Annotated in this window: 6 protein-coding genes; all 6 read right to left on the bottom strand. The window is 71.5% G+C overall.

What is annotated here, in order from left to right; all coding sequences use genetic code 11:
- Positions 1–1169 (bottom strand): 4-alpha-glucanotransferase (locus L810_RS39395; RefSeq protein WP_042978139.1); only part of this gene is annotated, 1169 nt, incomplete at its 3' end.
- Complete coding sequence (treZ, locus tag L810_RS39400) at positions 1166–3037, bottom strand: malto-oligosyltrehalose trehalohydrolase (RefSeq protein WP_021163726.1); 1872 nt, start codon at positions 3035–3037, stop codon at positions 1166–1168. The genes treZ and L810_RS39395, both read right to left, overlap by 4 nt.
- 8 nt (positions 3038–3045) lie before the next feature.
- Positions 3046–5160: a glycogen debranching protein GlgX gene (gene glgX, locus L810_RS39405; protein ID WP_021163727.1), complete on the bottom strand. Its 2115-nt coding sequence runs from the start codon at positions 5158–5160 to the stop codon at positions 3046–3048.
- Positions 5161–5192: 32 nt separating this feature from the next.
- Positions 5193–7400, bottom strand: a complete 2208-nt coding sequence (glgB, locus tag L810_RS39410) for a 1,4-alpha-glucan branching protein GlgB (RefSeq protein WP_021163728.1) — start codon at positions 7398–7400, stop codon at positions 5193–5195.
- Entirely contained in the window at positions 7397–10810 is a 3414-nt protein-coding gene (treS, locus tag L810_RS39415) for a maltose alpha-D-glucosyltransferase (RefSeq protein ID WP_042978140.1), read from the bottom strand. Before treS ends, glgB begins: the two co-directional genes overlap by 4 nt.
- Positions 10810–12909: alpha-1,4-glucan--maltose-1-phosphate maltosyltransferase (locus L810_RS39420; protein ID WP_051392389.1), on the bottom strand; the 2100-nt coding region annotated here is incomplete at its 5' end. The genes treS and L810_RS39420, both read right to left, overlap by 1 nt.

A 12909-nucleotide genomic window follows, 5' to 3' on the forward strand; every position in this document is an offset into this window, starting at 1 on the left:
CGCAGCAGCGTCGCGCCGTGCGCCCATGCGTCGCTGCCCGCGCGATCGGAGCCGACCGCGAGATCGGCGATCAGCCCGGTGGCCATGCCGGCGCGGCGGGCCGCATGCTGCGCGTCGCCGAGCGCGCGCGCGGCGCACCATTGCAGGAACGTATGGAACGCGACCGTATCGGCATGCGTATGCGCGAATGCGTCGACTTCCGCCGATGCCGGGTCGCGCCACGGCGCCGGCCACTGCCGCCAGTCGGCCCCGAGCCCGTGTTCCAGGCAGAACGCCTGCAGCGCATCGAAGCGCGCGTGCGCGTCGAGCGCCGCGCCGCCCGTCGCGCGAAACCGCTGGAACGCGTCGCGCGACGGGGCGTCGTCGGCGCGCCACGCGTCGAAGCACGCGCGCAGGCGGCGCAGCTTCAGCGGCAGCACGTGCGGCCAGTCGATCAGCGGCGCATCGGCTGCCGCGCCGGACACGTGTCGCACGGCCTCGGCGCCCGGCACCGCGTCGCAGTCGAGATACGCGACGTTGTGCCAGCGCCGCGACGACGGCGAATACGGGCTGTCGTGCGCGGGCAGCGCCGGATAGCCGGCGTGCGTCGGGCTGATCGCCACTGCCTGTGCGCCATGCCGCGCCGCGCGCGCGGCCAGCTGCGCGAGCGCGGTGTAGTCGCCCGCGCCGCCGTCGCCCGCGCGGCGCAGGCTGTAGAGCTGCGCCGCGATGCCCCAGCGGTTGCCCGCATCCGTCGCACGCGTGTCGAACGGGGGCGTATGGGGCGGCGCGATCGTCAGCCCGATGCGCCGGTCGCCGATGTCGAGCGCGTGGTAACCGGGCATCGCGAGCGGCGGCAGCGCGCCGTGCGCATCCACGCGCCCGTCGATGTGTCCGCCCGCTTCGAGCGTGATCCTGAAGCGCGCGCCCGGTTGCGCGAGCGCGGCGGGCAGGGGCAGCGGCAGGCCCGCGTCGCCGGTCACGACGCGCGGCACCGCCGTGTGTTCGCCTGCGAGCGCCGCCGCGCTGTCGACGCGCTGAGCCGCCGTGCCGCACGGCCAGCCCAGCGCATCGACGAGCGCGGCGAGCGCGCCGTCGTCCACGCGCCGCGCGATGCCGCCGGCATCGGTCCAGTCGGCTTCGAGGCCGGCCGCCTGCGCGAGTGTCGAGATCGAAACGTCGGTCGTCATGATCGGCTCTGCCCGTTCGCGCGATGGTGCCGCGCATCGTGGTTGACCGCACCGTCCCGCCACGCGATGCACGCGCGTGGCGGCAGCTTCAGGTCGGGCAGCCGGTCGCGGGCGCGCGGCGGCGTCTCGAACACGATCTTGCCGACCGGCAGTTCGGGCAGTGCCGCGTCGAGCGAGCCGAGATTCAGCGCGATCGTCAGCGTGCTGCCGTCGCCGAGGCGCCAGCGCGCGACGAGCGCCGCAGGGTCGCCGTCGCCCGCGAGCAGGTCGACGCCGAGTGCCCGCGCGCCCGGCAGATGCGGCGTCACGAGCACCGCGCGCACCGTCAGCGCGCTGCGGTAGAAGCGCTGCCATGCGGCCGCATCGGGCCAGTTGTCGTCCGGCGGATGGTGCGACGACGAACGGACGAACGTCGCGATGTCGTTCGGGTCGGGAATCAGGTCGCGATGCGCGGGATCGGCGAACGCGGGAAACGCCGCGAATTCGCGGCGCCGGCCTTCGCGCACCGCGTCGGCGAGCGCGCCGCGATAGTCGGTGAAGAACTGGAACGGCTGCGTGCTGCCGTCTTCCTCGCCCATGAACAGCAGCGGGATCGGCGGCGCGAGCAGCATCAGCGCGGTGGCCGCGCGCACCGCGTCGTCGTTCGCGAGCGCGCGCAGCCGCTCGCCGAACGCGCGGTTGCCGATCTGGTCGTGGTTCTGCAGGAACGTGACGAACGCGGTGGGCGGCAGGTGCGCGCTCGGCTCGCCGCGCGCGGCGCCGTCGTGCAGCGGCGACGGTTCGCCCTGGTACGCGAAACCTTCGCCGAGCGTGCGCGCGAGATGGCGCAGCGGCGCGTCGGCGTACGCGCGGTAGTAGCCGTCGCGCTCGCCGGTCAGCAGCACGTGCGCGCTGTTGTGGAAATCGTCGTTCCACTGCGCATCGAAACCGCCGGGGCCGAGCAGGCTCGCCGTGTTGCGTTCGTTCTCGAGCACGAGATGAAGGTGGCGTGTGTCGCCCGCATGCGTCCGCACGCGGCGCGCGAGTTCGCGCAACCACGCGTCGTCGCCGATCGCGTGCGCGGCGTCGATGCGCAGCCCGTCGAAACGGAATTCGTCGAGCCAGTACAGCGCATTCTCGATGAAGAACGCGCTCGTCTGCGGGTGCGAAAAATCGATCGCGGGCCCCCACGCGGTCCGCCGGTCGTCGCGGAAGAAGGCGGGCGCGTAGCGCGGCAGCAGGTTGCCTTCGGGGCCGAAGTGGTTGTACACGACGTCGAGGAACACCTGCAGCCCGAGCCCGTGCGCGGTGTCGACGAGCGCCTTCAGCTCCTCGGGCCGCCCGTACGACGCATCGGGCGCGAACGGCAGCACGCCGTCGTAGCCCCAGTTGCGCGAACCGGGAAACGCGTTGACGGGCATCAGCTCGACGGCGGTCACGCCGAGCGCGGCAATGGCCGGCAGCCGCCGCTCGACGCTCGCGTAGCCGCCGCATGCGCCGACGTGCAACTCGTACAGCACCGTCTCGTGCCACGGCCGGCCGCGCCATGCGCCGTCGCGCCAGCGATACGACGCCGGATCGACGACCTGGCTCGGGCCGTCCACGCCGCCGGGCTGGAAGCGCGACGCCGGGTCGGGCACCGCGAGACCGTCGTCGAGGCGGTAGCGATACAGCGCGCCGGGGCCGCACGGCGCGACCGTCTCGAACCAGCCGTCGCCGACGGGTGTCATCGGAATCGTGTGTTCGCTATCGTCGTGCAGTTCGACGGCGGCCGTGCGGCTGGCGGGCGCCCAAAACCGGAAGCGCGTGCGTTCGGCATCGACGCAGGTCGCGCCGAACGACGATTCGAACGCGTGCGTGCTGGTTGGACGATCGGAACGGGATGTCATGGCGGTCCTCAGGAGGGCGGGTCGGGCGGCACGGCGGCCACCGCGATCGCGGCTGCATGCGCGGCGACGTCGAGCCCGTCGGCCGGCCAGTTGCGCGGGCCGGCGTCCGGCGTGGCCGTGTCGACCAGCACGCGGTATTCGAGCATCGGCGCGGGCGGCGCGAACACGATCGTCTCGGACGACGCGTTCAGCATCACCAGCAGCGCCTCGGTGCGCCCGGTGCGGCCCGTGCCGACACGCCGCATCGTCAGCGCGCGGCGTTCGCGATCCTGCCACGCGGGCACGGTCATCGCGACGCCGCGCTCGTCGAACCAGTCGATCTCGGCCATGCCCGGTGCGGCGTTGCGGTCGCCCGACGGATAACCCGGCGCGGACATCACCGGATACATGCGGCGCAGCGCGGCGAGCCGCGACACGAAGCGCATCAGCGTCACGGCTTCGTCACTGTGGGCGAGGTCCCAGTCGAGCCACGACAGTTCGTTGTCCTGGCAATACGCGTTGTTGTTGCCGTGCTGCGTGCGGCCGAACTCGTCGCCCGCCACCAGCATCGGTGTGCCGAGCGCGGTGAACAGCGTCGCGAGCATCGAGCGCGCGACGCGTGCGCGAACCGCGCGGATCGCGGCGTCGTCGGTGGGCCCTTCGGCGCCCCAGTTCGCGCTGCAGTTGTCGTCGCGGCCGTCGCGGTTGTCCTCGCCGTTCGCTTCGTTGTGTTTCGCCGAATACGAGACGAGATCGGCGAGCGTGAAGCCGTCGTGCGCGGTGACGAAATTGACCGATGCCCACGTATGGCGCCGCTGGTGGTTGAACAGGTCGGCCGACCCGGCGAGCCGCGCGGCGAGCTCCGGCCGCTGGCCCGCGTCGCCGCGCCAGAAGCGCCGCACGGTGTCGCGAAAGCGGTCGTTCCACTCGGCGAAGCCGGGCGGGTGGCGGCCGAGCTGGTAGCCGCCGGGGCCGAGGTCCCACGGCTCGGTGATCAGCTTGCGCTGCGCGAGCACCGGGTCCTGCCGCAACGCGTCGAAGAAGCCCGCGCCGGGATCGAAGCCGTGTGCCTCGCGCCCGAGCGTCACGCCGAGGTCGAAGCGGAAGCCGTCGACGTTGAACGCGGTGGCCCAGTAGCGCAGCGAATCCATCACCATCTGCACCACGCGCGGATGCGACAGGTTCAGCGTGTTGCCGCAGCCCGTCTCGTCGACATGAAAGCGCTGGTCGCCCGGCACGAGCCGGTAGTAGCTCGCGTTGTCGAGGCCGCGCCACGACAGCGTCGGGCCGAGCTCGTTGCCCTCGCACGTGTGGTTGTAGACGACGTCGAGCACGACCTCGATGCCGGCCGCATGCAGCTGCCGGATCGCGATGCGCATCTCGTCGAGCCGCCGCGTCGCGAGATACGCGGGCTCCGGCGCGAAGAACGCGGCCGTGTCGTAGCCCCAGTAGTTGCGCAGCCCGCGGTTCACGAGCGCGCGCTGCTGCAGGAACGCGTGGACGGGCAGCAGCTCGACCGTCGTCACGCCGATCGACAGCAGGTGATCGATGAACGCGGGATGCGCGAACGCCGAGAACGTGCCGCGTTCGGGCGGGCGCAACCCGGCGCGGCGCATCGACGTGCCGCGCACATGGGTCTCGTAGATCACCGTGTTGCGCCACGACACGCGCGGGCGCCGGTCGGTGCTCCAGTCGAACGCCTCGTCGACCACCACGCACTTCGGCATCGCGGGCGCCGAATCGCGGCGGTCCATCGACAGGTCCGCGCGATTCGAATGGACGCGATAGCCGAACAGCGCGTCCGACCAGCGGAACTGGCCGACCAGCTTGCGCGCATACGGGTCGAGCAGCAGCTTGGTGGGATTGAAGCGATGGCCGTGCTGCGGCTGGTACGGGCCGTCCGCGCGAAACCCGTACACGGTGCCCGGATGCGCGTTGGGCAGGTAGCCGTGCCACACCTCGTCGGTGCATTCGGGCAGGTCGAGGCGCGCGAGTTCCTTGCGGCCGGTCGGATCGAACACGCACAGCTGGATGCGTTGCGCGTGCGCGGAAAACACCGCGAAATTGGTCCCGAGGCCGTCCCAGGTCGCGCCGAGCGGATAGCTGCGGCCGGATTCGAGACGGGTGGGCAGGGCGGTCGGCATGGGGCGGATCTCCGTGTCGAGGGCGCGGGTAATCAGGCGGGGGTCAGCCACAGTGTCGCGAGCGGCGGAAGGCGCAGCAGTGCCGACCACGCCTCGCCGTGGGCGGGCACGGCCTCGGCCCACACGGCGCCGTCGTTGCCGGCGTTGGTGCCGCCGTATGGGGCGGCGTCGGTGTTCAGCAGCTCGCGCCACTGCCCGGGGGCGGGCAGGCCGATGCGGTAGGCCGCGCGCGGCACCGGCGTGAAGTTGCAGACGGCGACCACGAGGCGCCCGGCGTCGTCGCGGCGCGCGAACGCGAACACGCTGTTGTCGCGGTCGTCGCCGATCAGCCAGGAGAAGCCGGCCGCGTGGCAGTCGAGCGCATGCAGTGCCGGTTCCGCCGCATAGGTGCGGTTCAGGTCGCGCACGAGCCGCTGCACGCCGCGATGCGCGGGCGCGTCGAGCAGGTCCCAGTGCGGCGTCGCGTCGTGCGCGAACTCGGCCCATTGCGCGAATTCGCTGCCCATGAACAGCAGCTTCTTGCCGGGGTGCGCCCACATGAAGCCGAAGTACGCGCGCAGCGTCGCGAGCCGCTGCCATGCGTCGCCCGGCATCTTCGCGACGAGCGAGCCCTTGCCGTGCACGACCTCGTCGTGCGACAGCGGCAGCACGAAGCGCTCGGAGAACGCGTACACGAGCCCGAACGTCATCCGGTCGTGGTGATAGCGGCGGTGCACCGGGTCTTCGCGCAGGTACGCGAGCGTGTCGTGCATCCACCCCATGTTCCACTTGAAGTCGAAGCCGAGGCCGCCGTCGCCGGTCGGCGCGGTGACGCCCGGCCACGCGGTCGATTCCTCCGCGACGGTGACGACACCGGCCGGCGCGGCCGCACCGTGCAGCGTGTCGTTCAGCATGCGCAGGAACGCGACCGATTCGAGGTTCTCGCGGCCGCCGTGCACGTTCGGCACCCATTCGCCTTCCTTACGCGAGTAGTCGCGGTAGAGCATCGACGCGACCGCGTCGACGCGGATGCCGTCGACGTGATACCGGCGCGCCCACGCGAGTGCCGACGCGGCGAGGAACGCGCCGACTTCCGTACGGCCGACGTTGAACACGCAGGTGTGCCAGTCGGGATGCAGGCCTTCGCGCGGGTCGGCGTGCTCGTACAGCGCCGTGCCGTCGAACTGCGCAAGGCCATGCGGATCGTCGGGGAAATGCGCAGGGACCCAGTCGACGATCACGCCGATGCCGGCCGCATGCGCGCGGTCGACGAAGCGTGCGAAACCGTCGACCGGCCCGAAGCGCGCGGACGGCGCGAACTGCGCGAGCGGCTGGTAGCCCCACGACCCGCCGAACGGGTACTCGGCGATCGGCATGAACTCGACGTGCGTGAAGCCCATCCCCTTCACGTACGGAATCAGCCGCTCGGCGAGTTCGTCCCACGTCGCGCTGCGGTTCATCTCGTCGGGCACGCGTTGCCACGATTCCGCGTGCACCTCGTAGATCGACCACGGCACGCGGTAGCGGTCGGCACGCGGCCGCGCGTGCATCCAGCCGTCGTCGTGCCACGCGAACGCGTCGAGCGCGGCGACGTCGGCGACGACCGACGCCGTGCGCGGCGGCGCCTCGGTCGCGCGCGCACAGGGGTCGGCCTTGTGCGGCAGCACGCGCCCGTCGGCCGCGCGCAGCTCGTACTTGTAGCACTCGCCGGCGCCGATGCCCGGCACGAACAGCTCCCACACGCCCGACGGCTGCCGCAGCCGCATCGGATGGCGGCGGCCGTCCCATGCGTTGAAATCGCCGACCACCGACACGCGTTGCGCGTTCGGCGCCCAGACCGCGAAGCGCACGCCGTCGGTGTCGTCGATGCGCACGGGCGTCGCGCCGAGGCAGTCGAGCACCGCGGCCGGGTCGCCGGCCGACAGGCGCGCGAGCGTTGCGTCGTCGAGCAGCGTGCCGAACGCGTACGCATCGTCGATCACCTGCCGCGCGTCCGGCCAGTCGACCACGAGCAGGTAGTGCGGGGCGCCGCCGTTGCGCGCGATCGTGCCCGCGAAGCAGCCGGCGCGATCGACGCAGGCGAGCGTGCCGAGTTCGTCGCCGTCGGGCGACAGCACGTGCACGCCGGTCGCGCCGGGCAGCAGCGCGCGCACGACGGTGCGGCCGGTCTGCCCGTGCGGGCCGAGGCACGCGAACGGATCGGGATGACGTCCGGCGAGCAGCGCGTCGATGTCGGATCGTTCGAACAGCGTATCGGTCATCGCGTGCCTCCGTCGTCGGATGCGCCGCCGTCGTCGAGCAGCCGTTCGACCAGCGCCGCGAGCCCGCCGACCGGCACGCCCAGCCAGTCGGGGCGGTTCGCCGCTTCGTAGCACAGCTCGTACGACGCCTTGTCGATCAGGAACAGCGCGAGCAGGCGGTCGGCGTAGCGCGGATCGACGAAGCGCGCGGGCGCGAGGTCGGCGGCCGCGCGATAGCAGTCGACGAAACGGTCGGCGGCGGCCTGCCCGAAGCGGTCGAACAACGCACGCTTGCGGCCGGCCGCCTGCGGCGGCGCCTTCTCGATCGCGAACTGCGCGGTCGCGCTCACATACGACAGCGAGCGCAGCAGGCCCGCCACGTCGCGCAGCGGATGCGACTTCGCGCGGCGGCGCTCGAGCGGGCGCGCCGGCTCGCCTTCGAAGTCGATCAGCAGCGCGTCGCCCTGCACGTCGAGCACCTGTCCCAGATGGAAATCGCCGTGAATCCGCATGCATTGCGCGTCGAGCGTGCGCGGCACGAGTTCGCCGAGCGCCCGCACGGCCGCGTCGCGCGACGCGAGCAGCGTGTCGGCCGCCGCGCGCATCGCGGGATCGAGCGCATCGAGCCGCGTGTGCAGCACGTCGAGCGCGCGCTCGAACGACGCGATCGCGTCCGCGCACCAGCCGTCGACATGGCCGGGCGTCGCCCGCTCCGGCGCGAACGCGGGGTCGTCGGACGGCTGCGCGAGCGCGACGTGCAACTGGCCGAGCCGCGTGCCGATGATGCCCGCGAACGCCGCGTAGCCGAGCAGCGCTTCGGGTTCCTCGTCGGCGTCGTCGGTTTCGTCGTTGTCCGCGGCCGGCAGCGCGAGCTCGTCCACCGCGCGGCGCAGGAAGTCGAACGAGCGCGTCCACGCGTCGCCCTGGTTGTCCGCATAACGCTGCAGGATCGCGACTGTATGCGGCGTGCCGTCCGGGTCGACGTGCACGACTTCGCCCGCGAGCGTCGCGGTGTTCGGGTAGCCGATCCGCGTCAGGTAGCGGCTCATTTCCGCTTCCGGATGCACGCCGTGCGCGACCTTGCGCACCAGCTTCAGCACGATCGCGTCGCCGATCACGAGCGAGCTGTTGCTCTGCTCGGCCGCGAGCCAGCGCACTTCGGCGTCGTCGCCGGGGTCGAGCGCGGCGAGCGCGTCCTCCGGCAGGAACGCGAGGCGGCCGCCGTCGGAGGTCGGCACCACGGCGCCGTCGCGCAGCTTGCGCAGCATCCCGCGTGCGAACGCCGGCAGCGCGAACGCGTCGGTCAGGTAGCCGATCGTGTGGCCGCGCCGCACGCGCGCGAGCGCGAGCTGCGTGAACAGCGGCTGCGAGGTCTCGCCGCCCCATGCGGCCGCGAGCGGCACGACGTAGCGTTCGACGTCGCGCTGCGCGCCCGATTCGACCCAGGCCTCCGCATACTCGAACGGCTCGCCCGGCACCGGCGTGACGACGTTCAGCCGGGCTTCGCCGATCGTGCGGTCCTTCGACGCGAACCAGCGCCGCCGCGCGAGCCACGACGGCAGCGCATCGTGCGCGAGCGTGTGCAGCTGCTCGAGGTTCGGCCGCGCCTCGCCGCGCCGCATCACGAGCGTCACGTATTCGGGCAGCGCTTCCGCGTGCGGCTGCCGCCACGACGGCTCGCGGCCATGTTCGGCGAGCACGAACCACAGGAAGCCGTACGGCGGGAAGGTGAGGAGATACGGGAGCTGGCCGATCGGCGGAAACGGGGAATCCGACGTCATCTCGATCGGTACGCGGCCCGCGAACCCGGACAGGTCGAGTTCGACGGCCTGCGACGCGCGCGACAGGTTCGCGACGCACAGCACCGGATCGTGGCCGTCCAGCTCGCGCAGGTACGCGAGCACCTTGCGGTTATCCGGGCGCAGGAAGCGGATCGTGCCGCGCCCGAACGCCTGCGACGCGCGGCGCGTCGCGAGGATGCGCCGCGTCCAGTTCAGCAGCGAATGCGGGTCGCGCGTCTGCGCCTCGACGTTGATCGCGTCATAGCCGTACAGCGAGCCCATCACCGGCGGCAGCACCAGCAGTTCGGGGTCGGCGCGCGAGAAGCCGCCGTTGCGGTCCGACGACCACTGCATCGGCGTGCGCACGCCGTCGCGGTCGCCGAGATGGATGTTGTCGCCCATCCCGAGTTCGTCGCCGTAATAGATCACCGGCGTGCCGGGCATCGACAGCAGCAGCGAGTTGATCAGCTCGATGCGGCGCCGGTCGCGTTCCATCAGCGGCGCGAGCCGGCGCCGGATGCCGAGGTTCAGCCGCGCGCGCCGGTCGCTCGCGTAGGTCTGCCACAGCAGGTCGCGCTCGGAGTCGGTGACCATCTCGAGCGTCAGTTCGTCGTGGTTGCGCAGGAACACGGCCCACTGGTTGCTCGGCGCGAGCGCCGGCGTCTGCCGCATGATGTCGACGATCGGGAAACGGTCCTCGCTCGCGATCGACATGTAGATGCGCGGCATCAGCGGGAAGTGGAACGCCATGTGGCATTCGTTCTCGTCGCCGAAATACTCCTGCACGTCCTCCGGCCACTGGTTCGCCTCGGCGAGCAGCATCCGGTTCGGGTACTCGGCGTCGATCGTCGCGCGGATCTGCTTCAGGATCGCGTGCGTCTCGGGCAGGTTCTCGTTGTTCGTGCCTTCGCGTTCGACCAGGTACGGCACCGCGTCGAGCCGCAGCCCGTCGATACCGAGGTCGAGCCAGAAACGCATCACCTGCAGCACCTCGCGCACGACGGCCGGGTTGTCGAAGTTCAGGTCGGGCTGGTGCGAATAGAAGCGGTGCCAGTAGTACTGGCCGGCGAGCGGGTCGTGGGTCCAGTTCGACGTTTCCGTATCGAGGAAGATGATCCGCGTGCCCGCGTATTTCGTGTCGGTGTCGGACCACACGTAGTAGTCGCGGTGATTCGAGCCCGGTTTCGCGCGGCGCGCGCGCTGGAACCACGGATGCTGGTCCGACGTGTGGTTGATCACCAGCTCGGTGATCACGCGGATGCCGCGCGCATGGGCTTCGCGGATGAAGCGCCGCACGTCGGCGAGCGTGCCGTAGTCGGGATGCACGTCGCGGTAGTCGGAGATGTCGTAGCCGTCGTCGCGGCGCGGCGACGGGTAGAACGGCAGCAGCCAGATCGTGTCGACGCCGAGTTCGGCGATGTAGTCGAGCTTCGCGATCAGGCCGGGGAAATCGCCGATGCCGTCGTTGTTCGAGTCGTAGAACGACTTCACGTGCACCTGGTAGATGATCGCGTCCTTGTACCACAGCGGATCGTCCGCACAGAGGGCCGGCGCGCGGCGGCGTGCGCGGCGCCGGCGCGGCGTGCCGGCCGGCTCGAGCGACGGGAACTGTGCGCGACGCACGTCGTCGAGGGAATCTTCGCGTTTCATCATCCATGGGCTCCCGAAATGGGCCGGGCGTCGCCCGGTTCGCGCGCCGCCGCCCGCGCGGCGCCTGGAGACGGCGTGAGCCGCCAGATCGCATACGGCCGCACGTGCGGATCGAGCGAGACGTACTGGCGGTGCCCGCGCCAGGTTTCCGCGTGCGTGGCGTCCTGTTCGAGCGCGTCGAGCGGTTCGCCGTCGACGAGCCCGAAACCGCGCCACAGCGATGCGTCGAGCGTGAAGTTCGCGACCTGCGGATGCCACGGGTCGGTGCTGATCGCGACGGCGACCACGCTGTCGAACGCCGGCGTCGCCTTCACGAACACGAGCACCGCGTCGTTGTCCGCGTCGGCGAACGTGATGCCGAGATGCGTCTGCAGGGCCGGGTGAGCGCGTCGCGCGCGGTTCAGCCGCGCGATCTCGGCGCCGATGTGCGCGGCGCGGCGCCAGTCGCGCGCGCGCAGCTCGTACTTCTCCGCGTCCGCGTATTCCTCGCTGTCCGGCAGCGGCGCCGATTCGCCGAGCTCGAAACCCGAGTACATGCCCCACGATCCGGCCAGCGTCGCCGCGAGCGCCGCGCGGATCACGAACTGCGTGCGCGGCGCGTTCTGCAGGTGGCGCGGGTTGATGTCGGGCGTGTTGACGAAGAAGTTCGGGCGGAAGAACTCGCGCGCGGGGCCGGCCGTCAGCTCGGTCAGGTAGTCGATGAATTCGCGCTTCGACTCGCGCCACGTGAAGTACGTGTACGACTGCGAGAAGCCGACTTTCGCGAGGCGATACATCATCCCCGGCCGCGTGAACGCCTCCGACAGGAACACGACGTCCGGATGCCGGCCGCGCACGTCGGCGATCATCCATGCCCAGAACGGCAGCGGCTTCGTGTGCGGGTTGTCGACGCGGAAGATCCGCACGCCCGCGTCGACCCAGAACAGTATTGCGTCGCGCAGCGCGAGCCACAGGTCGGGCAACGCATCGGGCGCGTAGAAATCGGGGTTCACGATGTCCTGGTAGCGCTTCGGCGGATTCTCCGCGAAGCGCAGCGAGCCGTCGGGCCGCCACGCGAACCAGCCCGGATACGCGGCGAGCCACGGATGGTCGGGCGAGCACTGGATCGCGAAATCGAGCGCGATCTCGAGCCCGTGACCGCGCGCGGCGTCGACCAGCGCGCGGAACGATTCGAGCGTGCCGAGCTGCGGATGCACGGCCGTGTGGCCGCCGTCCGGCGAGCCGATCGCATACGGGCTGCCGACGTCGTCGGGGCCGGCCGTCAGGCTGTTGTTGCGGCCCTTGCGCGCGGTCGTGCCGATCGGGTGGATCGGCGGGAAATACAGCACGTCGAAACCCATGTCGCGGATGCGCGGCAGGTGCGCGATCACGTCGTCGAACGTGCCGTGCCGGTCCGGGTCGTCGCTCGCCGAGCGCGGAAACATCTCGTACCAGCTCGAGAAACGCGCCGCGCGGCGCTCGACGTCGACCGGGAACGGTGTCGTGTGCGTGACGAACGGACGGTAGCGCAGCGCCGCGAACGCATCGGCGAGCGGCGCCGCGCCGAGTTGCGCGAGCCGCGCGTCGGCCGGCGCGTCCTTGAACCCGGCGGCCAGCTGTTCCATCCGCGTGAGCGCGCGCGCATCGAGCGGATCGGCGAGCCTGAGCGCGGTCGCGAGCAGCAGCTGCGCTTCGCGCAGTTCGAGCGTCACGTCCTGGCCGGCCGCGTTTTTCTTCGCGACATCGTAGACGAGCGACGCCCAGTCGTCGCGCCACGCGATCACGCGAAACTCGTGGCGGCCGAGCCGGTCGAGCGTGACGCGTGCGTGCCAGCCGTCGTTCGGTTCGGCTTCGAACGGGATTTCGCGCCAGTCGTCGTCGCAGGCGGCGCGCCACTGCAGCGCGGCCGCGAGATGCGCGTGTCCGTCGGTGAAGATCGATGCATGGACGACGAGCGTCTCCCCGATCACGCGCTTGACCGCGAAGCGGCCGCCGTCGACCGCCGGCTCGACGTGCTCGATCGCGATCCGGTCGGCCGCGAGCGCGGCGGACAGCGCGCCGCGCTCGCTCGCGGCGTCGGCGCGTGTCGTGGCGGGCGGGGCGGGCCACGCATGCAGCAG

It is taken from the genome of Burkholderia sp. AU4i, from assembly GCF_000466765.1.
Taxonomy (GTDB): domain Bacteria; phylum Pseudomonadota; class Gammaproteobacteria; order Burkholderiales; family Burkholderiaceae; genus Burkholderia; species Burkholderia cepacia.

What these genes read in the sequence shown, in the direction of transcription:
- glgB (WP_021163728.1), bottom strand. Translation starts at nt 7,400, where the DNA reads ATGACCGATACGCTGTTCGAACGATCCGACATCGACGCGCTGCTCGCC.
- glgX (WP_021163727.1), bottom strand. Translation starts at nt 5,160, where the DNA reads ATGCCGACCGCCCTGCCCACCCGTCTCGAATCCGGCCGCAGCTATCCG.
- treS (WP_042978140.1), bottom strand. Translation starts at nt 10,810, where the DNA reads ATGAAACGCGAAGATTCCCTCGACGACGTGCGTCGCGCACAGTTCCCG.
- treZ (WP_021163726.1), bottom strand. Translation starts at nt 3,037, where the DNA reads ATGACATCCCGTTCCGATCGTCCAACCAGCACGCACGCGTTCGAATCG.